Below are 22917 nucleotides of genomic sequence, written 5' to 3' on the forward strand. Positions count from 1 at the left end.
TGGGATGTCTGCTCTCCCCCGCCTGAAAATCGCAAAAACCGCAAATGCAGAACGGGCTACCGCCCACCCCACATCACGAGTGCAGGGGTAGACGATAGCTCGTCCGTATTCAACGTTTCAGCCGCCTAGATTAGCCAGAGCTAGCTAGACCGGCTCATGACGTTTCCCGGGCGACAGCTGTTTTTAGAACAGCGCCATGGTCAGTGCCGCACGCGCCTTGACGGTGCGCGGGTCAGATGCACCCACCACGTCGAAGAGCTGCACGAGGCGCTCGCGCACGCGCGCCTTATCGTCGGGACCTACCGCGCTGAACAGGCGCAGCAGACGGTTGTACGCGTCCTCCACGTGGCCGCCGACCAGGTCCAGGTCAGCTACGTTGAACGCGGCGTCAATGTTCATGGGGTCTGCCGCGGCCGCCGCACGTTCGGTTGCCATGTCCAGGTCCTTCACGCGGGCGAGCAGTTCAACCTGTTCCAGGCCGAGCTTCGCTTCCTTATCGCCGGGGTTCTCGGTGATTGCCTTGCGGTATGCGGCGCGGGCGCCCTCCAGGTCGCCGCGGTCGAGGGCGGCGACGGCTTCTGCGTGCAGGGGCGGCAGGGGCTTTTCGTCGTCGGGAACGACCGGGTCGAAGCCGCCGGGCAGCTGGTACTGTGCCGCGAGCTGCAGAACCTGGGAGAGCACATCGCCGAGGTCTTCTGCGCTGACCGGGCCGGTGTAAATCGGTGCCGGGCGGCCCGCCAGAACGGCAACGCCCGCGGGCACGCCGCTCACGCCGAATGCCTGGGCAGCTTCGGGGAGCTTGGTGACGTCCACGGCGGCGCAAATCATGCTACCTGCGGCGGAATCAACGAGCTTCTGTACGCCTTCGAGCATCTGCAGGGAGGAGGGCGAGTGCGGCGCGTAGAGCGTAAAAATCACGGCACCCTGGCTGGAGAGCTGAACGAACTTCTGGAACTCTTCCGGGGTGTTGACCTCGTAGCGCCAGGTGGGAGCGGAGGGGGTCTGCTCGCCGCCCTGTTCACCAGCAGACTGTGCCGCTGCGTTCTGTGCCCCGGCATTGGGGTTCAGTTCCATGGCGTTGCGTACGGAGGCGGGAATCTCCTGCGCTACCCCGTTCTGCACAGCCCCGTTCTGCGCTGCACCACCCTGCGCGACGTTACCCTGTGCCGCGTTCTGGGATGCGCCGCGGTCTGCCGGATCAAAAATAATGCTCATCCTGGGCTCCTTTACGTTCTGTACCTATTGTTGCGTGCGGGCTAGATCCTTCACGCGTTCCTTCCTCTATTATCCCCACAACGCGCCGTTGCGAGCGCCCGTTCTCTGTCGCCTACGCTCTGAGCTCATGTAAGGGGATAGCGTTTGGGCTATTGCCCGATCCGCCCCGCAAATATCTCTCCGACATGCACTCCCTTGCCCTTGGGATTCACCGTGGACGCCGTAACAAAGTAAACCAGCCGGTAGAATGGCACAGTAGAGAAAAAATACCCGGAATGATCCGGAAAGGAAGAGCATGAGCGAGAAGAAATCCTCAGCAGCTCCCGAAGAGACGACCTCGTCCTCCGAGACGCGCAAGAAGGAATCCCTCACCGACCAGCTAACGGAGACCTTCAGCGAGATAACCGAAAGCATTAGCCAGGTGCGTTCCAACCGCCGCCGCGCGTCCATGCCTCCTACGGATACTATTCCGGTGGTCCCCGCCGCTTCTGAAGATGCGCCTCCCGCCCCGAAGGTGGTCGGCAACGGCAAGACCTCCATGATGCACAACCCGGTCGCGTTTGGTTTCCTCATGACCGTGGGCGTGGGTCTGGCGCTCTTCGCCTACTACATTTTCAATAATGTGGGTGCCCTGGTGGGCTGGGTGACCGGCGCTATTTTCATTGCTCTGGGTCTGGATCCGATTGTGCGTCGCCTGGAGTCGTGGGGCATTAAGCGCGGTATCGGCGTGATTGCTGTGCTTGCTGGTTTTGCTGGCGCCGTGACCGGTCTGGTCATGACGATTGGCCCGGTTATTAGCGAGCAGGCTTCTAAATTTATCCAGTATGCGCCGGGTATTTATCAGAACACGATTGATTCTGATTGGTACCACGAGCTTGATCAGCGCTTTAATATCAGCACCTGGGTGAATGAGAACGTCCCGAAGTTCTTGGAATCAACGTTCTCCTCTTCGCAGGTCAATAGCTTCATGTCGAGCCTGGTTTCTGCGGGTTCTACCCTGGCGCAGAGCGTGACCGGCGTGATTATTGTGCTGTTCCTGTCCCTGTACTTCCTCACCTCGATGGACACTATCAAGGCGTGGGGTGTGCGCCTGGCGCCGGCGTCTAAGCGTGTGCGCGTCAAGTACATTACCGACAAGATTACCGAGTCGGTGGGTAACTACGTGATGGGTCAGGCTCTGGTTGCTGTTCTGAACGCTTTTGTGGCGTTCTTTATTATGCTGTTTGTGGGCTTTAGCTTCCCGCAGTTGATGGCTTTGGTCGTCATGATTCTGGCGTTCATTCCGCTGGTTGGTGGCGTGATTGCGCTGATTTTGACCTCGCTGATTCTGCTGACCCAGGGCTGGAGCCTGGCGCTGTGGTTTGCGGTGGCGTACTTCCTGTACTTGCAGGTGGAGGCATACCTGATTTCTCCGCGTATTATGGCTCGCGCTGTGTCGGTCCCTGCCGGTGTTGCGATTATTTCGGTGGCTGCCGGTGGCGCGCTCTGGGGCGTGCTGGGCGCACTGATTGCTATTCCGGCGGCGGCTTCCATGCTGATTCTGGTGCGTGAGGTGTTCATTCCTCGCCAGGACCAACTGTAGTCATCTCCAGCTGTAGTCACCGCCCAACTGTAGTCACCTCCAGTTGTAAACAGTTGTAGGTTATCTACGCTCTCGCTACTCTTCCCGTGGGGGCACGCATCCCGTATAGATACGAAGGCGGCGGCTTTGGATGTTCTATCCAAAGCTGCCGCCTTGATATTTTTATGCCGTGTTTTTATGCCGAACCTTAAAGCTCAGTGATTTCTTCTGCCACGGGGCCGGTGTATTCGGTAGGCAGTTCGGTGGGTGCACCGGTTACGATGCTGACCACGGTGTTGAGGACCTGCTGCACGGACTTCTCGCCCACCCACAGGTGCTTGCACCCCTCAAAGGGGATCACCCGAGTGCGCGGTACAGCCGCAAAACGCTCACGCGCTGCCGGAGGCTGCAGGTAGTCGTCGTGCTCGGGCACCAGCGCGTACAGCGGGTTCGAGATTTTGTTCCACTCGTCCAGCTCAGCCGGGTGCACGCGGTGCAGCGGCGGGGAGAGCAGAATAGCGCCGGTGAACTCGTTCGCGTATTCGGGCGCGTACTTGAGCACCAGCTCGGTGCCGAAGGACCATCCGACCAGCCAGGGGTTCGGCAGGGCGCGCTCGCGTACAAACTTCAGGATTGCGTCGAAGTCCTTCTTCTCGGCAAAGCCGCCGTCAAAGACGCCTTCGCTGGTGCCGCGAATCGAGGAGGTGCCGCGAGTGTTGAAACGCAGCACCGCAATGTTCGACAGCGCCGGCAGGCGGAAAGACGCCTTCTTGTACACGTGCGAGTCCATGTAGCCGCCGTGGGTGGGTAGCGGGTGGAAGGTCACCAGGGTTGCCTTGACCTCGCCTTCGGGCAAGGCGAGTTCACCGACGAGGCGCTTGCCGTCCGCGGTGGTGACGGTAAAATTCTCGCGGCGTGCAGGAAGCACAGTACGTGCCTTAATGGGGGTGGGCTCAGCGGCGGTGCTGAAGACGTAGCGGGCGGGATCGAATTCCTGCTCGCGGGTGATATCGGCGGTGTTGCTCATTGCGTTCCTTCAAGAAATGGATTCGAGAATATGGTCTTGGGCTGCACCTCAAGTGCAGTGTTCAGCCTATTTGCGGCGGGTGCGCCAGCAGTGCTGATGCCAGTGCCTGCGCTCGTCAATGGCGCGGCTACGGCCCATCGTGTGGCTTTCTTGCCACACCACCAGGTGTGCTGTTCTGGGCGGAATCGGGCGGTAGCATTCGGGGCAGGTGTAGGTTTTTTGGGCGTTGACGGCGGGAATGTATTGCACCAGCCAGTCACCGTATCGGTCACGTTCCAATCGGGGTGCAGGGTCCAGAATCCTGCTGATATCACGCCCTGCGGGTGCTTGACGGTGCCACTTATCGCTGGTGGTGCCGGATGCTCGCCTGCCGGGGTGATTCTTACGTGCCATGAGCCCTATTCTACCGCGCCGCTCAGCTATCTCTGCCTACCCGTCTCACACCTGTTCGCTCTACGCTCTTCCTCATACTGGCGTGGTACTCATACTGAGGCGGTACTCCCCCGCTCTGTGCCGCACCTCCCTACTGTGCCCCATCCGTGACCTGTACCAAGCTCAGGTTCCCTAGCTCATACCCTCACCTGCTAGAGCCAAACACTCGTACCTGCTAGAGTGGACGGATGCGTATTGTCATTGCTGAATGCTCCGTAGATTATGAGGGCCGCCTCCGCGCCCACCTGCCCCGCGCTACCCGCCTGCTGATGGTCAAGAATGACGGCTCCGTCCTCATTCACTCCGACGGCGGTTCCTACAAGCCTCTGAACTGGATGAGCCCTCCCTGTTCCCTGCTGGTGGCTGAGCGTGAGGACGTTCCGCAGAGCATCCGTGAGGACCTGGAATCCGATGTTCAGCAGCTGTGGACCGTTCAGGCAGCTAAGAGCGATGACCGACTCATGATTCGTATCTACAAGATTGAGCACGAGCACACCGTCGACCTGGGTGTTGACCCAGGCCTCATCAAGGACGGTGTGGAGGCTGACCTGCAGCGTCTGCTCGCCGAGCAGATCCACACTCTCGGTGAGGGCTATTCGCTGGTACGCCGCGAGTACCCGACCGCTATCGGTCCGGTAGACATCATGGCGAAGGATGCGCACGGCGTCTCCGTGGCGGTCGAGCTCAAGCGTGTGGGCGATATTGACGGTGTGGAGCAGCTGACCCGTTACCTGGAGCTGCTCAACCGTGACCCGCTGCTAGCTCCGGTGCGCGGCGTGTTTGCGGCGCAGACGATTAAGCCGCAGGCTCGTACCCTGGCTGAGGACCGCGGCATCCGCTGCGTCAGCCTGGACTACGACGCGATGCGCGGCGTGGACGATTCGGCTGACCGCCTGTTCTAAACGACTCTAGCTAGGCGGCTACACATAGTTTGAGGGGCGCCTCCCGATACATGGGAGGCGCCCCTTTTCTGTGCGCATTATCTTTCTATGCACGCTGTCGTTCTGCACGCGCGCTCTTTCTGGGCCCATGCTCTACCCCCGGATACACCAATCGCCGGTGCCCCTCCCCTTTCAGGGTGGAACACCGGCGAGGTGTACACAGCGGTCAATTCCCTCTGTAGAGAACCGACTTTAAATCTGTGCGTGCTTTGCAGCGATGGTCACGTGATCGTTCGAGACGGTCAAGAAACCTGCGTTGAGGATGGTCTTAATGGGCTCACCATCAACAGGTTCAATGAGCAGCTCGCCGTCCTGTGCCAGCAGCGTGCAGGTGGGGATCATGCCCGGCAGGATGCCGAGGTCACCGCTGACGGAGCGTGCACGAACGTACTTCGCTTCGCCAGTCCACACGACGCGTTCGCGGGAAACAACTTCAACTTTCAGAGCCATGATTACTTAGCTCCAGTCTGTGCCTTGATTTCCTCGTAGCGGCGCATAACGTCGTCCATACCACCAATGTTGTAGAACGCCTGCTCGGGGATGTGGTCGACATCGCCGTTGCAGATCATCTGGAAGGACTCGATGGTGTCCTTCAGCGGAACGGTCGAACCCTCGACACCGGTGAACTGCTTTGCAGTGTAGGTGTTCTGGGAGAGGAACTGCTCGATACGACGTGCACGTGCCACGACAATCTTCTGCTCCTCGGAGAGCTCGTCCACACCCAGAATCGCGATGATGTCCTGCAGTTCCTTGTTTTCCTGCAGAATAGCCTTCACGCGAATTGCGGTGTCGTAGTGCTCCTGACCGATGTACTGTGCGTCCAGAATTCGGGAGGTGGAGGACAGCGGGTCAATTGCCGGGTACAGACCGCGCGATGCGATTTCACGAGAGAGCTCGGTGGTCGCATCCAGGTGCGCGAAGGTGGTTGCCGGCGCCGGGTCGGTGTAGTCATCCGCAGGCACGTAAATTGCCTGCATGGAGGTGATGGAGTGACCGCGGGTGGAGGTAATACGCTCCTGCAGCAGACCCATTTCGTCCGCCAGGTTCGGCTGGTAACCCACTGCGGAGGGCATGCGGCCCAGCAGGGTGGAAACCTCAGAACCTGCCTGAGTGAAACGGAAGATGTTGTCGATGAACAGCAGCACGTCCTGGTTCTGAACATCGCGGAAGTACTCCGCCATGGTCAGACCGGTCAGTGCCACGCGCAGACGGGTTCCCGGGGGCTCATCCATCTGGCCGAATACAAGAGCGGTGTCCTTCAGAACGCCTGCTTCTTCCATTTCGACCCACAGGTCGTTACCCTCACGGGTACGCTCGCCAACACCGGTGAACACGGAGGTACCACCGAAGTTACGAGCCACACGGGTAATCATTTCCTGGATCAGCACGGTCTTACCCACGCCTGCACCACCGAACAGACCAATCTTACCGCCCTTGATGTAGGGGGTCAGAAGGTCGATGGACTTAATACCGGTCTCCAGCATTTCGGTGGAGCCTTCCAGCTCTGCGAAGCCGGGAGCGGCACGGTGGATCGGCCAGTAGGTGTCAGCCTTGATCTCGGAGTTCGGCACGTCGAGTGCGTCACCGAGAACGTTAAAGATGTGGCCCTTCACGCCGTCACCAACGGGGACGGAGATCGGTGCGCCGGTGTCGACTACAGCCTGACCGCGGACCAGGCCGTCAGTCTGCTGCAGGGAAATAGCGCGAACGATCGAGTCGCCCAGGTGCTGTGCGGTCTCGAAGGTGATGGTGCGGGTGCGACCGTCGAGGGTCAGCTCGGTGGTCAGAGCGTTGTAAATCTCGGGGACCTGACCGGCGGGGAACTCGACATCGACCACGGGGCCGATGACGCGGGCAATACGACCCGTTGCGCCCTGAGTCGGTGCGGAGACCGATTCGTTGTAGGTGGCAGTCATATTTCTCACTTACTTAGAAAGTTTGGACAGTTGATGGCTTCGTTGGCGTACCAATACTAGGAGCCGAGGGCGTCTGCGCCGCCCACGATTTCGGAGAGCTCCTGAGTAATTTCCGCCTGACGTGCGTTGTTCATCAAACGGGTGTACTTGGTAATCAGCGTCTCAGCGTTGTCACCTGCGGTCTTCATTGCGCGCTGGCGGGATGCCAGCTCACTTGCTGCTGCCTGCAGGAGGCAGGAGAAGATACGCGATGCAATGTAGCGCGGCAACAGCGCGTTGAGCACTTCCTCAGCGGAGGGCTCGAACTCGAAGGATGCCGCCTGCTCGTACTCAGCCTTGGTCAGTTCCTGGTCGGGAACGATTTCCTCGCCCATAGCCTTTGCGTCACCCACGTGGATGGGCAGCAGGCGCAGAATCTTGGGTTCCTGAACAACCATCGACTTGAACTCGGTGTATACGATGTGCAGTTCGTCCACGCCGCCCTCTTCGAAGGGCAGGTCGTAGGCTTCGAGCAGCGCGTCACGAATCTCGACGGCGGTTTCGACGCGAGGTGCATCGGTGTGGCCCTCCCACGCACGGGCGTAGGGGCGCTCACGGAACTCGAAGTAAGCCTTTGCCTTACGACCAACCAGGTACAGCTGTACCTCCTGGCCGTTAGAGCGCAGCCTCTCAATCAGAGATTCGGTACGACGCAGGATAGCGGAGGAGTACGAACCTGCCAGACCGCGGTCACTGGTAACAACCAGGATTGCGGAGCGGCGGTGTTCGTAGGCTTCGGACTCGTTCGGCTTGTGAATCAGCGGGTGCTTAATACCGTGCTGAGTCGCAACCGCAGTCACCACGCGGGTCAGAGCGTTCGCGTAAGGTCCGGCTGCCTGAGCAGCGTTACGAGCCTTGTTAATGCGGGAGGTCGCGATCATCTCCATCGCCTTGAAGATCTTCTTCATAGACGACGTCGAAGCAATCTTCTGTCGGTAAACCCTAATCTGGGCTCCCATAGAGCTTCCTTTCTCCTTGCTTTCTGCCCCGCCCCAGCCTCATAGCTGAGGCGGGGAGAAGGCGAGGACTAATCGCTAACCGATGGTTTCCTGAGTGATGTCGCTATCGCGAGCTGCCTTGTGCTCCTCGTGACCTGCGTCGACGAGGTGGCTGCTGCCCTCAGACTTGAAACCCTGCTTGAAGTCAGCAACTGCGGACTTCAGAGCTGCAACGGTGTCATCCTCAAGCTTGCCGGAGGAAGCGATATCGGTCAGTACCGAGGTCTTGTGACGCAGGTACTCGATGAATCCTGCCTCGAAGCGCAGCACGTCGGAAATCTCGATGTCGTCGAGGTGACCGGAGGTACCAGCCCAAATGGAGACAACCTGCTCTTCAACTGCGTACGGGGTGTACTGCGGCTGACGCAGCAGCTCGGTCAGGCGAGAACCGCGGGTCAGCTGTGCCTTGGTAGCGTCGTCCAGGTCGGATGCGAACATTGCGAACGCTTCCATTGCACGGTACTGTGCCAGCTCCAGCTTCAGGGTACCGGAGACCTTCTTCATAGCCTTGGTCTGTGCGGCACCACCAACACGGGAGACGGAGATACCGACGTCGACTGCCGGACGCTGGTTAGCGTTGAACAGGTCGGACTGCAGGAAGATCTGGCCGTCAGTAATGGAGATGACGTTGGTCGGAATGAAGGCGGAAACGTCGTTTGCCTTGGTCTCAATGATCGGGAAGCCGGTCATCGAGCCTGCGCCCAGGTCGTCAGAGAGCTTAGCGCAACGCTCCAGCAGGCGGGAGTGCAGGTAGAAGACGTCACCGGGGTATGCTTCACGTCCCGGCGGGCGGCGCAGCAGCAGGGACACAGCGCGGTATGCTTCTGCCTGCTTCGACAGGTCGTCGAAGATGATGAGGACGTGCTTGCCACCGTACATCCAGTGCTGGCCGATAGCCGAACCGGTGTAGGGTGCCAGGTACTTGAAGCCTGCTGCGTCAGATGCGGGAGATGCCACGATGGTGGTGTACTCCAGCGCGCCGCGAGTCTCAAGGGTGTGGCGGACAGCTGCAATGGTGGATGCCTTCTGGCCAACAGCCACGTAGATGCATCGAACCTGCTTCTCGGGGTCACCGGAAGCCCAGTTGTCCTTCTGGTTCAGAATGGTGTCGATCGCGATAGCGGTCTTACCGGTCTGGCGGTCACCAATGATCAGCTGACGCTGACCGCGACCGATCGGAATCATCGAGTCGATTGCCTTCAGACCGGTCTGCAGCGGCTCGTGAACCGACTTACGCTGGGTCACGCCGGGAGCCTGCAGCTCCAGTGCACGGCGACCTTCGGACTCAATGGGGCCCAGGTCATCGATCGGGTTACCGAGGGGGTCAACAACGCGACCGAGGTACGCGTCGCCAACGGGCACCGAGAGGACCTCACCGGTGCGGTGTACGACCTGGCCCTCTTCAATACCGGTGAAGTCACCCAGGACAATCACACCAATATTGCGGGTATCCAGGTTCTGTGCGAGGCCGAGGGTGCCGTCTTCGAAACGAAGCAGCTCATTCGCCATAACCGAGGGAAGGCCCTCGACACGAGCGATACCGTCGGAGGCCGATACAACTCGACCCACCTCAACACGTTCTGCATTGCCGGGTTCGTAAGACGCTGCAAACTCGTTCAGCGCATTACGGACATCTTCGGCATTGATGGTCAGTTCGGCCATCTTGTGTCCCTGCTCTCTCATTGTGGTTGCGTTCCGTCAACGGAACCAACCGAAACTTGCAATTCGGGTTGAACGGGCGGGCAATGCCGCCGCTTCTGCGAAGGAGGCATCAGCCACGCACCCGCTACCCGAGGTATCTTCTAAATCACCGTTGCGACGAACGGTTCAGCGTCGCTAGCTTGAGCCGCTAGCCGATGGAACGAGTCAGGTCGGACATGCGGGTCTCGACGGTACCGTCGATCACCTCGTCGCCCACCTGAACACGCAGACCGCCCAGAACGGCGGGGTCCACCGAAACGTCGAGCTTCAGCTCACGGCCGTACACGGCGTTGAGCGCGCGACCGAGACGTTCAAGCTGTGCCTGCGACAGCGCAATCGCGCTAGTTACTCGCGCAATGTAACGGTTCTGTCGCGTGACGATGATTTCTGCGAACTCATCGGCTACCCGTGCAGCGTGACGGCCGCGGGGGTTGGAGCCAACTCGTTCGAGCAGAAGCACACCTTCGGCGGTGGTGGCGGGGCCACCGAGCGCCACGGCGAGCTTCTTCTTTGCTTCTTTGCTTGCCTGATGGTCGGACAGCGCTTCCTGCGCCTGAGCGTTGGAATCAACGGTACGCACAAAGGTGAGTAGTTCGTTGAGCACCTCGTCCAGGGCATCCACGCCACCGCGAGACTGAGCCGATGCGGTCACGGCGAGCACTGCTGCACGTTCCAGGGCGTTCGCCAGATCAGCATCATCAGACCAGCGCTGAGCCACCGCATTGGTGAGCACAGCCATAGCCTGCGAAGAGATCTTGCCGCCGAAGACGGTGTTAGCGATACCCTGACGTGCTGCTGCATCACGCGAAGAATCGGTGACAGCACGGCGCAGGGTGCCGTTGTGGTCGAGAACATCAACCACAGCGAAAAGCTCGCTCGCCAGGTTCAGGGGCTGCAGGGAAGCGTGAGCTTCCAGCACCTCTTCCACCTTGCTCAGTGATTCAGTAGATACTCCTGCCATTACCGAGCCGCACCTGCGTTCTGCTTCTCGGTTTCAAGGTCAGCAAGAAAACGATCTACCACACGGGCCGATCGCTCATCATCGTTGAGGGCTTCGCCCACAATCTTGCCGGCAAGGGTCGTAGCAAGAGTGCCAACCTCGGAACGGAGGGACACTGCTGCTGCCGCACGCTCTGCCTCGATAGCCTTTGCTGCATTATCGCTAATGCGCTGAGCCTCAGCGGTTGCACGCTCGCGAGCATCGGCAATGATTGCCTCGCCCTCTGCGCGTGCCTCTTCACGAATCTTCTGAGCCTCCAGTCGAGCGCTTTCGAGCTGCTGGGTGTACTCATCGCGAGCCGCTGCAGCCTCTGCCTGTGCCTTCTCGGCCTTGGCAAGGCCACCTTCGATTGCTTCCTTACGGTCCTGGTAGATCTTCTCGAACGCCGGGACAACGTACTTAGCAACGATGTAGTAGAGGATCAGGAATCCGATGAGGGTAATGACAATTTCCCCGACGTCGGGAATCAGGGGGTTCGAAGTTGCCTCCGCTCCCCCTTCGCTTGCCAGATAAATCATGGAGGGAATCCTGTTCTATGGGATGGGTCGTTTAGGATGTGGCAGAGCCGGTTACTTGATGAAGACGAGAACCAGGCCCAGAATTGCCAGTGCCTCGACCAGTGCGAAGCCCAGGAACAGCATGGGCTGCAGGGTCTTCTGGGACTCGGGCTGACGAGCAACGCTGGTCATGTATGCCGCGAAGATCAGACCCACGCCGATGCCGCCGCCAATAGCTGCCAGACCGTAGCCAACCGCAGTGATGGAACCAACCATTATTTTTCCTTTCAACAGTGCTCGACCGGGAACATACCCGGACCGAACAGAGTTTGATTTGAGTTAATAGCCCGCACAGTGAACGTGTGGGTTGCTTTATTCACGCCCAATGACGAACGCGAAAACCTAAAAAACTAAAGAGTTTAGTGTCCCTCGGAAACCGAGCCCTGCAGGTACACAGCCAGCAGCAGAGCGAACACATATGCCTGGATGCACTGAATCATGAATTCCAGGAAGTACAGGAACATGCCCAGAGCACCGGGAGCAATAGCAGCCAGGTAGCCGATGCCACCCAGGGTCTCAACCATGTAGGTCACCATGCTGGAAGCAACCATCAGCGCCAGGTGACCACCGAACATGGTCGCGAAGAGACGCAGTGCGTGAGTTGCGGGACGAATCAGCAGGTTCGAGAAGAACTCGATCGGAATCAGGATGGGGTAAATCCACACCGGCAGACCCGAAGGCATGGTGATGTCCTTGAAGAAGCCGCCCAGGCCCTTGCGCTTGATACCAACACCAACCCAGGTCAGGTATGCGACGCCAGCCAGTGCGTAGGCGCTACCGGGGTGGGAGAAGGAGGGCAGCTGAACAAACGGAATCGAACCGAAGAGGTTGTTCACCAGAACGAAGAAGAAGGAGGCGAACAGAATCGGCACGAAAGGCTTGTAGTGCTGAACGCCCAGGGTTTCCTTGCCGAGGGAGTTACGAGCAAACATGTAGCCGGATTCAGCAATGAACTGAGTCTTGCCGGGAACCATGGCACGCTTACGTGCTGCGGTGAGGAAGAAGACCGCAATAATCACCACGGACAGCAGAATCAGTACGTTCTGCTTACCGAAAGCGAAATCACCAATGGTGAAGAAGGGGGGCAGATGCATGTCTTCAGGGGTCGGCGGCACATAGGCTTCCGCGAGGATCAACCCGTTCTCGATCAAAGCAAGTCCTTTCTTGCTACTAGTGGCTATCAAGAGCCCATGTCTGCCTATAAACGACTGACATGCTAACTACATGGATGAATGTGTGACCTAGCGGTCCGCGTTCAATGACCTAACGGTCTTTATTCTGCCTGGTCATGTGGGTAAAGACGAGGGTCAAACCTCCAACAGCGCCAATCAAGACGCCAACCCACACCAGCCAGGTGGTGGAGAAGACCAGGTCACCGAGGTAACCGATGCCTCCCCACACTGCTACACCGATGATCAGATAGAGAATCGACATGACTGCGCCGGAGAGCCCTCCGTCAGATACCAATTCTCCGGTGGTGCGGAGCTTTTTATCTCCGTCCCACCACTTCTTCTCTTCGGCCAAACGTTTTTCCTTTCAAACACCAATCGTGTTACCGACCATGGTCTTCCGAGTCGGTGTCGAAGTACAAAATTCTCAGTCGTGCGATGCTGACTGTTTCAATAACAATCCACAGAATCACGCCGGTACATGCGCCTGCGAGAGTCCAACCGTGCCTCAGATTCTCGGGGAACGGCACAAACATCAATACCAGACCGAGCAGAGCAATCTTCACGAGGTAGCTCACCACCAGCGATTTGGGTACACCCCAGTCGAAAATGGGAGCAACCAACATAACTAATACGCCCAGAGTGAAGCATATATAGATTATCAGAAAGCCCAATGTTATTCCTAGCGCGCCCACGGGGCCCGCAAACAGGTACGCACTCATCATACCGCCCAACCAAGCCAGCAGAGAGTAAGTCGATACTCTGTAGAACAAAAATTTCCAGGAAAGCTCTTGACTCTCGAAGGAAGATACCTTCAAACCTGCTTGAGCACGCTCTCGGCGGTGTTTCTGCTGCTTCATGCGTTCAGCAGGCGGATACCAGAGAACGTCGACTACGCGCCGCCACAAAGGCTCTAAAGGAGTCTCAACTGAGGCTTTAAAGCGTTCAGAAACCATTAGTGTTTCTCCCCACGATTCTGATTAGACTGCGTCGAAGAAGAGGAAGCAGAAGAAGGCTGACCCGCACGATCCTTCACCGAATCCGGCATAATCGGCTCCGGATGCAGCGAGGTAGGCTCCACACGCTCCGGAGTCGCCGGAACGCCAGTCGCCGAGGTCAACGAGCCGGTAGCAGGCTCCGCAGTTGCCGACTTCGCCTTCGACGCCGAACCCTTCAAATCCGCTGCAAAACGCTTCGACAGATCAATCGTAGAAATAGGAGCCTCACCGCCAAAGAGCTGCGGCATACGCAGATACACCACCAGCACGGCAAGAGCCACAAGAACCACACCCACGGTCGCCACCACAGATCCCGCAGCATACAAATCAGACGCAAACGCCAACAGCACCCACACCAGAATGGTCGTACCCGTCACCACGGCGGTCGAGCCAAGGTGGCTGAAACCAACATCCGTCAGACGCTGATACGTGTGAGTGCGGTGCGGCTTGTACCACTGCTCCCCCGCCATAAAACGACGGAACAGAGTCGTACCCGCGTCCGCCAGATAAGTCATTAGCGGGGCAAAAGCCAACAGGAACGGAACATCCGCAAACCAAGCACCCACAGCCAACGTACCCAGCGCCGCGCCCAAAACATAAGAACCCGCATCGCCCAAAAACACGTTCTTACCCGGGCGCACATTCCACGGCAGGAACGCCGCAAAAGCACCGGCAACAGCCACACCAGCCAAAGCCAGCCACGGCAGGTTCACCATCCAACCGGTCAGCGCATACGCCAAACCAGCCACCAGACCGTGAGCACCAGAAATGCCGTTAATACCGTCCATAAAATTCGCCACGTTAATGTAGCCGGCAATAAAAATCGCGCCAAGAATCAGTACCAGAACGTTCGTGCCCTGCACTGTCGCGAAGCTCACGCTCACCAGTACGCCAATCACCAGCTGCAGGCCCGCACGACGCACAATGCTCACGCCGCGGATATCCTCAAGCCAGCCCAGGGCAAGAGCACACAGAATCGCCGCGGCAATCGTCACCGCCAGCTGCAACGACTCAGCAGAACGGTACGTCCAGCCGAACAGAGTAGCCGCAACAAACGCAACAAAGGTCGCAGCCGCAGTCGCCAAACCCATACCGCGGTACGTCGGAGCAGTATGCGAAGAACGCTCATTAGGAACATCCACCATGTCGTAGCGGTGCAAAATCGGGCGCACCGCAAACGGCAAAAGGGCACCCAAAACAAAAGCAAGAGCAAAAATACTCAACAGCTCAGAAAAGGAGGTCATACCAGCTCCAAGGCATTGGCGCCGCTCCCCTGGACGCAAACTCCAGAATCGCGGCTGAGGGACGATGTGTGCGTAGTGTGTGTGTGTTTACTTCGTATTCTATAGAACTCTTCAGTAGCCCGGGACTAAACGGTACAGAATCTCTCCATACGCTCTGCATATTCTGCGTCCTGATATGTTCTACACCCGAGAAAGAGAAAACACCGGATACCGCACCCGCCACGCAAGTGCAGCATCCGGTGTCATTTCCGTAAAGATTAGAACGTCTGCGCATCCGCCAAAGTACGCGGATCAGGGGCACGCTCCAGGCCATGACGCTCATAGCCGCTGTGCTCCCGATAGTTCTGAATCCACCGCTCATAATCGAGCTCATCAGGGTCAAGTGCCGGGGCACTCGACCGGGAAATATACCGGTTCTCCTCGCTCGGCACCAGCTTCTCGGTACCGCCGAAGAGAGTCTCATCCAGCTTCTCACCCTTGCGAAGACCAATCTCCTTGATCTCCACGTCATACCGCTCATACGCCTGGCGCATCGCCTTCGCAACGTCCAGGATCTTAACCGGCTGGCCCATATCCAGCACCATGACCTCGCCCGGGCGACCAATCGCACCGGCAAGCATCACCAGCAGGCAGGCATCGGTAATCAGCATGAAGTAACGGGTCGCGCGCTTATCCGTCAGGGTAATCGGACCACCCGAAAGAATCTGCTTCGTAAAGAGCGGCTTAATCGAACCGCGCGAACCAAACACGTTACCGAAACGAACCGACACGTAGGTGTTGCCGGTCTTCTCGCCAAAGTACGCGGTCAGACGCTCCGCCACGCGCTTGGACTGACCCAGCGCAGTCTTCGGATCCGCCGCCTTATCGGTCGAAACGTTCACGAAGGTCTTCACGCCCACCGCCTCCGCGGCACGCAACACGTTCAGAGTACCCAGAGAGTTCGTCTTCCATGCTTCCTGCGGGTACGCCTCCAGCGCCGACACATGCTTCAAAGCCGCAGCGTGGAACACCACCTCGGGGCGACGGTCACGGAAAATCTCCAGCAGGTTATCGCCCTCACGAATATCAGCCAGGATGATGCGATCATCATCCAGGCTCGACTCGTGAGTAATCGAAACCTTCGTCTCCATTAGCAGAGTCTCATCATGATCAAGCATCATGAGGGTCTCCGGCTCAAACTCGCTAATCTGACGGCACAGCTCAGAACCAATCGAACCGCCCGCGCCCGTAACCAGCACGCGCTTACCGTGCAGGTACGAACGCAGAATATCGCGGTCAATATCGTAGTTAATCTCACCACGAATCACGCGCATCAGGTCGTTATCGCTCGCGGTAATCAGACGCTCACCCATCAGTCGAGCATTCGCACTACTAATACGCTGAACCTCAACCTTAAGCTTACGCATGCGGTTGCAGAAGGACTCGAAGTAATCCTCCGACATATCCGAAATCGTCACCAGAATCTTACGGGTACCCGACTCACGAATCACCTGCTCCAGCTCACGGTAAGTAGTAATCACCGAAATGCCGTGGAACTTCGTACCAGCCTTCAGCTGGTCATCATCGAAGACCGCAACCGGGCGAAGCTTCGCATCCTCATCGTGCAACATCGAATCCATGACCATGCCGCCGATAAAGCCAGCACCGTACACAATCACCGGCTCACCGGTCAGCTCACGCACAGCACCGCGCTCAGTGTACACACGCTTCGCCATGCGAGCGCCCGCCATCATAATCAAGCTAAATGCCGCCGCAATCGCAGGCACACTATGCGGAATATGCGGCAGACCCAACAGCTCATCCACAAAAGAGAAAGCAGTCAACGCCGCACCCGCGCTCAAAGCAGCCGCGCCGGCACGCCACGACTCGTCAAACGAACCGTACGAATACACGCCGTTATAAATCTTCACGCCCGCCAAACCAACGACCAGGTGCAACACCACAGCCAACATAGCGGTCATCGTCAACGACGCCGGGTGAATAATATCGAACACCGAGCCGTTACTGAGCAGCACACTATAGCGGAGCATGTACGCGAACAAAACCGCCAGAACCCAGGCACTCGAATCAATCAGCGCCTGCGCAATCAGCCACCACGGCTTACGCTCATACAGGCGGTTCACCAGCATCGTGCCAGAGTCGCCCTCCGTCACCATCGTGCCGCGCTGGGCCGCCTTCCGCATCACCACATGAGCGTGAGGTTTCAACTGAGCCACTACATGCCTCCTTCAGATGCGGTACTAGAAGAACGAGAAGAAGCACGAGCCGTCAAAGACGACAACGCACGAAACGCCGAACGGCGCGCCCGCTCAGGAACAAAACGGTACACACTCCGCACCGCCATATTCTGAGCCCACTGAAGCTTAGAAATACCGTGACCGGTGTACAGTCGACGCTGAATCGCCACATCCTGCAACCAGGCGTCCACTCCCCCGCGCTTCGTGTACGCGCCCGCACCCACGCGGTAACGCACCAGAGCCTCGGGGATATTGCCCAGACGGTAGCCAGCATCGCGCAGACGCATCCACAGCCACCAATCCTCAGCGCCGGGCACGAACTCGTAACCGCCCAGCTGCTGCACGGCACTCTTCACGAACGCCACGGACGGGTGATAAATCGGGTTACGCGAATCCATCGCGCTGAGCAAACGAGCAGAATCAACAATCGCCTCGCGGGTCGACTCCACCGAAGTATTGCTCTCATTCACCTCAAGCATGGCAGAGCCCAGCACCGTGTAGCCGCCCTGCACCAGGGCAGGAATCAGACGCGCAAAACGAGTCGGCTCAGACAGATCATCAGAATCAGCACGAGCAACCAGCTCATACGAACACGCCTGCAGCCCGGCGTTCAGCGCCTCCGCCAAACCAACATTCTGAGCCAGATCCACCACCTGAATCGGCGGGCAATCCAGGTTCTCGGCGCGCTGAACCCAGCGGTCCACCACGGCATCCAGCTCGGGGGTCAGCGGGCCGTCCTTCACCAAAACCAGCTCGGAAGGACGCACCGTCTGGTTCAGAAGATTCGACTCCAACGCCTGATCCAGATAGGCGGGGTTCTCCTTAGCGTACACGCTCATCAGCACCGAGAAATCGGGTACGGAGCTCACGCAACCGCGCGCCTTCTCAGAATCAGCGCGGCTTTCAGCGGATGTAGGCACGCCATAGCGGCCCGGGAAAGTCAGCGGGTAAATGCCCTCAAGCACCTGAGCATTCGGGCGAGGCGCACGCAAACCATCACGCACGCCATCGAGGAAATACCCCAGGTAGGTACGGCGGTCATCAGTACGCAGAACAGTAGAAATCCACAGACGCGCCGACGAGCCACCATAGAGCAGCTTCTCCAGCGGGTTCAGAGTACGCGAACGGGTAAAGACCCACAGCTTATTACGCACATCGTTATAGAAACGCGGGCCCGGGTCGGCATTCGTCGTGCCAAAAGTCTTCGTGTGGTGCTTAGCCACCGAAGAAGGTACCGCAATGCCGTCACGGTGATGAATCAGACGAGTCGAAAATTCGAAGTCGTCATTCCAAATGAAGAACTCAGCAATCGGCAAACCACCATTACGGCGAATAGCCTGCGCATCCATCAGAATCGACACGAACGAGGCGCTACGAATCGGACGGGCACCCACCGCCTGCGCACGAGCATGACGCTGCTCCCCCGCCGCAAACATCGTGCGCGGAGTGTTCATCGGGTGGTCCTCGCCGTTCGTCCACACCACACGAGACGCCACCACCGCGGGGCGCTGCGAAGGCACCGGCGAATAGTTCAGCCAGGCGGCAACCGCCTCCGACAGGGTGTTCTCGGTCGGCTCGGTGTCATCATCCATAACCCACACCAGATCCGGGTTATGGCGTTCCAGAGCGCGATCAATACCCACCGCGAAACCGCCAGCGCCGCCCATATTGCTCTCCAGGCGGATGCAGTCCACCGGCAGCTTATAGTCCAGGGCGCGCAGATACTCGGCAGTACCGTCCGTGGAGGCGTTATCAACAATCACCACCGCCGCAGGCACACGCTCACCAGAAGCGATACCAGCAAGGGTCTTCGGCAGCAGGTCCTCACGGTTATAAGTCACCACCACGGCAACCGTGCGGGGATACTCGTTCAAAGGATCGTGAGAAGAAGACTGATTGGAAGAAGGCTGGGCAAAAGCGGTCACGTCGCTGTACTTTTCTGCCATAAGTTCTCCCTCCGCGGCGCGATGCGCCTGAATCAGCCGGTACGCGATATACCCATACCGTACTGGGCGCTTCTGGTGTTTCTCGCGCCCGCGGCATTCAACCGTGTGGATATATCACTCAAAGAAAATATTCTACCTGCGGTCTCCACTAGAGAGTGAACCATCACCTCAAAAGACGCACTTTATGACAAATAAACAACCGAATTCAGTTGATTTATCCGCATAGCGGACGTACCGGCACACCCAGTTTTGGGTATCCATCAAGCTACCAGCTTCACAGCCTGTGTTTGCGCTGTGCACCCCGTGCGAAAAAACGACCAGAGACCGAATAAAAACCCACAAATTCCCCATAAACTGTTCAAATATGGGAAAGTTGAAATGACCCCATTTTTCCCCGCAACGTACGCGGGCTCGTGAGAGGTAAAAGAGATGTCCGAATCCAAGTGGAAAGTCATTGGCGCCAGCGGCTTCGTTGGTTCCTCCATCGTCGCGCGTCTGAACGCAGAAGGTATCAGCGTCGACCCCATTGAGGCACCTCGACTCGCAACCCGCGCCCTCGACGTAGACAGCATCATCGACGAAGCAGACCAGCTTGAAGGCATCATCGACTCCCTCGCAGAAGCCTTCGCAGGCGCACAGGTCGTCGTCAACGCAGCGGGCCTCGCAGCACCCAACATGCAGGATCTGCCCCCGCTCGTCGGCGCAAACGCCCTGCTTCCCGCCGTAATCGCAATCGCCGCACAGCGAACCGGCGTGCGCCGCGTCATCCACCTCTCCTCCGCAGCTGTGCAGGGCCCGCGCCTCGTGCTAGATGATTCCGAAGAGACCAACCCGTTCAGCGCCTACTCCTTCTCCAAGGCACTCGGCGAAGAAGCGCTGCTCGACCTGCAGGACTACTTCCTCGAAGAGCACCCCGACTGCGCACCCGAACTGTGCATCCTTCGCGCAACCAGCGTGCAGGGCCGCGGCCGACGCACCACCGAACTCTTCGCCAAGATGGCCTCCTCCCCCTTCGCGTCCGTTGCGGGTGCAGGCACCGGCAAGTCCCCGGTTTCCAGCGTGCACGCCCTCGCAGAATTCGTTGTCATGCTCGGCACCTTCCCCGGCGAGCTACCCACCATCGTGCTGCAGCCTTGGGAAGGCGCAACCGTCGCCTCCGCATCCGTGGATGCTGGTCGCCGCCACCCGCACCGCCTGCCCGAGTGGCTCTGCCGCGTAGCCGTCAAGGCGGGCTACACCGTCTCCGAGCTGATGAATGACAAGTTCGCAGGTTCCGTGCGTAAGGTCGAGGTCATGTGGTTCGGCCAGGGCATCGACGACTCCTGGGCACGTGACAACAACCTTCTGCCCACCCCGCGCGTGCGTGAAGTACTGCGCAATGCCCACACCGCGCTGGGTAAGAAGAAGGACCGCCGCTTCGAGAAGAACTAGGTAGCGCGCGTGCTCTCCTAAAGGTGCACGACCTGAGGCACACAGCCTAGTTGCGCGCCTCTAGAGGGCTCATAACGAAAGGGAACCCCCGATATATCTGAACGATATATCGGGGGTTCCCTATACGTTTTTATGCTCCGAGATTTATACCCGAGCGCTATAACCCGCAGAGGTTTAGAGGTGATCCTCCGGGGCGTCTTTCTGCTCGGTCTTTGCCTCAGCTTCAGTCTTAGTAGCTTCAGTCTTAGCGTCTTCAGCCTTAGCTTCTGCCGGCTTAGCCTCATCCTTAGCGGCAGTCTCAATCTTCGACTCGCCAAAGACCAGCGCGCGAGCAGTATCAGCAGGAACCGGGTTGGTCTGCGGCTCATCCGCACGAACCGGCTTCGGAGTGTTGTCACGGTAGCCGCGCGAACGCTCCTGATCCACGCCAGTGCTGAAAGCAGAAGACAGAGCCGAAGTAGCGCCCAGCAGGGACGCCGCGACAGAACCGGCAACCGGTGCCGAAGCGCGACGAGCAGGCTCACCGCTCACAGTGTGGGTGCTGTCCCACTGCTCGTACGCCTCATCCAGGTCAGCCTGCTCATCCAGAGCACGCTCAGAAGGAGTCGACTCAGACGACGCGGAAGAAACAGCCTCAGCTTCCTCAACCTTACGAGCCGCCTGCTCGTCAGCCTCCGCACGAGTCAGAATGGTCGGAACAACCTCGCGCAGCTCCTCCACCGAAATCGCGCCCTCACGAACCACCACGTAGGGGAAGGAGGTGCAATCCAGAATCGTGGACGGTGCCGGGTCACGCTCAGTAACCACAACCACGCCGTCCTCATTCGGCTCAGACTCAAGCGGCTTAGGACGAGCGCCACCGTCAATCACCACGGCAACGTCCTCGCCCAGAGAATCCATGGCGGTCTGTGCGTCCAGTGCGGCTTCATGACCGGTCTTATTCGCGCTCGACACCGCCAGCGGACCGTGCTCAGTCAGCAACTTCAGGGCGAACTCATCATCGGGAACACGCACGGCAACAGTACCGCGAGTCTCGCCCAAATCCCAGCTCAGCGACGGGTACGCGTGAAGAATCATAGTCAGCGCGCCGGGCCAGAAGCGACCACCCAAATCGTAAATATCGTCCGGAACGTCGTCGACCACGCCAGCGAGCGCAGCAAGATCAAAGATCAGCACGGGCGGCGGCATGGTGCGGTCGCGGCCCTTATCTGCCAGCAGCTTGGCAACGCCCTGATGCGAGAAAGCATCGGCGGCAATACCGTAGACGGTATCGGTGGGCATCACAATCGTGTCGTGCGCCTTCAGCGCCTCGCGGGCAGCTTCAATGGCCTCGCGGGTCTCAGTTTCAGTCGTTACGGGGTACAGCTTTGCAGTCACGGGTCTTATTCTCTCATGTTTTTCTGGATGCGGCGAGACACCGGCACCCACAACGCGCCATGTGGAAGCACTCTTCCGGGGGTTCACCATATTTCGCGGGCTTTGAGCTGGCTGAGGAGGCGGACGCGTTGCCTTCATGCAGCCCGGCACGGGCTAGGTGGTGCATCTACTAGTCTAAAGGCTCTAGTGGGCGCGGTTTATAACCGACGCTATGACGCGGACGATTATTCAGGTCACGCACCGGGTAGCAGCCCTCGAAGCCAACACGCGCCAACAGCTCGGCGACGGCTTCTTCCTGGGTGTCGTCGTGCTCCATAATGAACAGGCCGCCGGGGGTAAGAAGCTCGAAGGCGCGGGCGGCAATTGCGGAGGGCATCTGCATGCCGTCCTCTCCCCCTCCGTACAGTGCCATGTCCGGGTCGTGCAGGGCGGCTTCCGGGTCGGCGGGCACGTTCGCCGGCGGAATGTACGGAGGGTTAGAGAGCACCGCATCGAAGGTTCCGGCAAGTTCGGGCAGGGCGGTGAGGGCATCCCCCTGAACCAGGTGCACGCCGAGTGGCTCCAGGTTCTTGCGGGTGTAGGGGATGGCGTCTTCGGAGAGCTCTACCGCGAATACTTGGGCGTTCGGCAGTTCGCTCTTGATAGCCGCGGCGATAGCCCCGGAGCCGGTGCACAGGTCGACGATGCGCAACGCACCGGTTGCCGAATTGGTGCGGGGTGCCGAATTGGTGCGTGCGGTCAGCACTTTGAGGGCTTCTTCGACGAGTAGCTCGGTCTCGGGGCGGGGTACGAACACGCCCGGTCCGACTGCCAGTTCTAGACGGTAGAAGGGAGCGGAGCCGGTGATGTGCTGCAGCGGTTCGCGGCAGGCGCGGCGGGCGACCAGCGCCTCGTACTCTGCGACCTGGTCGGGGGTGAGCCGCTCCCCCATCAGCGCGGCGTGCTGGAGGCGCGAGCGTGAGCCGTCGTAGAGCAGGTGCGCTGCGAGTAGCTCAGCGTCGACGCGGGGGCTGGGCACCTGCGCCAGTGCCGCGGTGGCGCGCGTAATTACCTGTGCGAGTTCTTCCCCGCGCGGGTCGTGCACATTCACCTTCATGAGCTCTCCTCCTCGTCTCTCAACAGCTCAAA

21 protein-coding genes are annotated in these 22917 nt (G+C 59.0%); 3 read left to right on the forward strand and 18 right to left on the reverse strand.

The window, feature by feature from the left end; translation table 11 throughout:
• Positions 1 to 183: 183 nt before the first annotated feature.
• Positions 184 to 1215, reverse strand: coding sequence for a co-chaperone YbbN (locus HMPREF2712_RS08310; RefSeq protein ID WP_070819730.1), 1032 nt, complete (start codon positions 1213 to 1215; stop codon positions 184 to 186).
• A 295-nt stretch (positions 1216 to 1510) separates the two neighbouring features.
• Here HMPREF2712_RS08310 and HMPREF2712_RS08315 point away from each other — a divergent pair, with 295 nt between their 5' ends.
• Positions 1511 to 2797: an AI-2E family transporter gene (locus HMPREF2712_RS08315; protein WP_070819731.1), complete on the forward strand. Its 1287-nt coding sequence runs from the start codon at positions 1511 to 1513 to the stop codon at positions 2795 to 2797.
• A 187-nt stretch (positions 2798 to 2984) separates the two neighbouring features.
• Here the strand turns inward: HMPREF2712_RS08315 and HMPREF2712_RS08320 are convergent, their stop codons facing one another.
• Both HMPREF2712_RS08320 and HMPREF2712_RS08970 read right to left on the reverse strand, forming a co-directional pair.
• Positions 2985 to 3803, reverse strand: a complete 819-nt coding sequence (locus tag HMPREF2712_RS08320; protein ID WP_070819732.1) for an alpha/beta hydrolase — start codon at positions 3801 to 3803, stop codon at positions 2985 to 2987.
• A 66-nt stretch (positions 3804 to 3869) separates the two neighbouring features.
• Positions 3870 to 4196, reverse strand: a complete 327-nt coding sequence (locus tag HMPREF2712_RS08970; protein WP_080562540.1) for an ATP/GTP-binding protein — start codon at positions 4194 to 4196, stop codon at positions 3870 to 3872.
• A gap of 227 nt (positions 4197 to 4423) precedes the next feature.
• Here HMPREF2712_RS08970 and nucS point away from each other — a divergent pair, with 227 nt between their 5' ends.
• Positions 4424 to 5137, forward strand: coding sequence for an endonuclease NucS (nucS, locus tag HMPREF2712_RS08325; protein WP_070687950.1), 714 nt, complete (start codon positions 4424 to 4426; stop codon positions 5135 to 5137).
• A 231-nt stretch (positions 5138 to 5368) separates the two neighbouring features.
• Here nucS and HMPREF2712_RS08330 read toward each other — a convergent pair whose 3' ends face one another.
• The 13 genes from HMPREF2712_RS08330 to HMPREF2712_RS08390 form a co-directional block, all read right to left on the reverse strand.
• Entirely contained in the window at positions 5369 to 5626 is a 258-nt protein-coding gene (locus HMPREF2712_RS08330) for a hypothetical protein (protein WP_070629492.1), read from the reverse strand.
• A gap of 2 nt (positions 5627 to 5628) precedes the next feature.
• Positions 5629 to 7092, reverse strand: coding sequence for a F0F1 ATP synthase subunit beta (atpD, locus tag HMPREF2712_RS08335; protein ID WP_005507810.1), 1464 nt, complete (start codon positions 7090 to 7092; stop codon positions 5629 to 5631).
• A gap of 56 nt (positions 7093 to 7148) precedes the next feature.
• Entirely contained in the window at positions 7149 to 8090 is a 942-nt protein-coding gene (locus tag HMPREF2712_RS08340) for a F0F1 ATP synthase subunit gamma (RefSeq protein ID WP_070506648.1), read from the reverse strand.
• 75 nt (positions 8091 to 8165) lie between these two features.
• Positions 8166 to 9791: a F0F1 ATP synthase subunit alpha gene (gene atpA / locus HMPREF2712_RS08345; protein ID WP_070629493.1), complete on the reverse strand. Its 1626-nt coding sequence runs from the start codon at positions 9789 to 9791 to the stop codon at positions 8166 to 8168.
• Positions 9792 to 9978: 187 nt separating this feature from the next.
• On the reverse strand, positions 9979 to 10791 hold the full coding sequence (locus HMPREF2712_RS08350; protein ID WP_049354850.1) for a F0F1 ATP synthase subunit delta: 813 nt from the start codon (positions 10789 to 10791) through the stop codon (positions 9979 to 9981).
• Positions 10791 to 11348: a F0F1 ATP synthase subunit B gene (locus tag HMPREF2712_RS08355; protein ID WP_049326923.1), complete on the reverse strand. Its 558-nt coding sequence runs from the start codon at positions 11346 to 11348 to the stop codon at positions 10791 to 10793. The genes HMPREF2712_RS08350 and HMPREF2712_RS08355 overlap by 1 nt, the downstream gene beginning before the upstream one ends.
• A 51-nt stretch (positions 11349 to 11399) precedes the next feature.
• Entirely contained in the window at positions 11400 to 11603 is a 204-nt protein-coding gene (gene atpE / locus HMPREF2712_RS08360) for an ATP synthase F0 subunit C (RefSeq protein ID WP_005506461.1), read from the reverse strand.
• A gap of 143 nt (positions 11604 to 11746) precedes the next feature.
• On the reverse strand, positions 11747 to 12538 hold the full coding sequence (gene atpB, locus HMPREF2712_RS08365; protein WP_005507804.1) for a F0F1 ATP synthase subunit A: 792 nt from the start codon (positions 12536 to 12538) through the stop codon (positions 11747 to 11749).
• A 112-nt stretch (positions 12539 to 12650) separates the two neighbouring features.
• Positions 12651 to 12911: a hypothetical protein gene (locus tag HMPREF2712_RS08370; protein ID WP_005506464.1), complete on the reverse strand. Its 261-nt coding sequence runs from the start codon at positions 12909 to 12911 to the stop codon at positions 12651 to 12653.
• A gap of 28 nt (positions 12912 to 12939) precedes the next feature.
• Positions 12940 to 13512 (reverse strand): hypothetical protein, encoded by a 573-nt coding sequence (locus HMPREF2712_RS08375; RefSeq protein WP_070819733.1) that lies wholly within the window; start codon positions 13510 to 13512, stop codon positions 12940 to 12942.
• Positions 13512 to 14798 carry an MraY family glycosyltransferase gene (locus HMPREF2712_RS08380; RefSeq protein ID WP_070819734.1) on the reverse strand — a complete coding sequence of 429 codons (1287 nt, stop codon included), beginning with the start codon at positions 14796 to 14798 and terminating at the stop codon, positions 13512 to 13514. Before HMPREF2712_RS08380 ends, HMPREF2712_RS08375 begins: the two co-directional genes overlap by 1 nt.
• 257 nt (positions 14799 to 15055) lie before the next feature.
• A complete protein-coding gene (locus HMPREF2712_RS08385) occupies positions 15056 to 17014 on the reverse strand; it encodes a polysaccharide biosynthesis protein (protein ID WP_070819735.1) in 1959 nt (652 codons plus the stop codon).
• Entirely contained in the window at positions 17014 to 18981 is a 1968-nt protein-coding gene (locus HMPREF2712_RS08390; protein WP_070819736.1) for a glycosyltransferase family 2 protein, read from the reverse strand. Before HMPREF2712_RS08390 ends, HMPREF2712_RS08385 begins: the two co-directional genes overlap by 1 nt.
• Positions 18982 to 19410: 429 nt before the next feature.
• On the opposite strand from HMPREF2712_RS08390, the gene HMPREF2712_RS08395 reads away from it, so the two are divergent.
• Positions 19411 to 20412 (forward strand): NAD-dependent epimerase/dehydratase family protein, encoded by a 1002-nt coding sequence (locus HMPREF2712_RS08395; RefSeq protein ID WP_070819737.1) that lies wholly within the window; start codon positions 19411 to 19413, stop codon positions 20410 to 20412.
• Between the two features lie 174 nt (positions 20413 to 20586).
• Here the strand turns inward: HMPREF2712_RS08395 and HMPREF2712_RS08400 are convergent, their stop codons facing one another.
• Both HMPREF2712_RS08400 and prmC read right to left on the reverse strand, forming a co-directional pair.
• Positions 20587 to 21789: an L-threonylcarbamoyladenylate synthase gene (locus HMPREF2712_RS08400; RefSeq protein ID WP_070819738.1), complete on the reverse strand. Its 1203-nt coding sequence runs from the start codon at positions 21787 to 21789 to the stop codon at positions 20587 to 20589.
• A 169-nt stretch (positions 21790 to 21958) separates the two neighbouring features.
• Positions 21959 to 22885, reverse strand: a complete 927-nt coding sequence (gene prmC, locus HMPREF2712_RS08405) for a peptide chain release factor N(5)-glutamine methyltransferase (protein ID WP_070629500.1) — start codon at positions 22883 to 22885, stop codon at positions 21959 to 21961.
• Positions 22886 to 22917 lie beyond the last annotated feature (32 nt).

Source organism: Rothia sp. HMSC064F07 (assembly GCF_001837265.1).
Classification (GTDB): Bacteria; Actinomycetota; Actinomycetes; order Actinomycetales; family Micrococcaceae; genus Rothia; species Rothia mucilaginosa.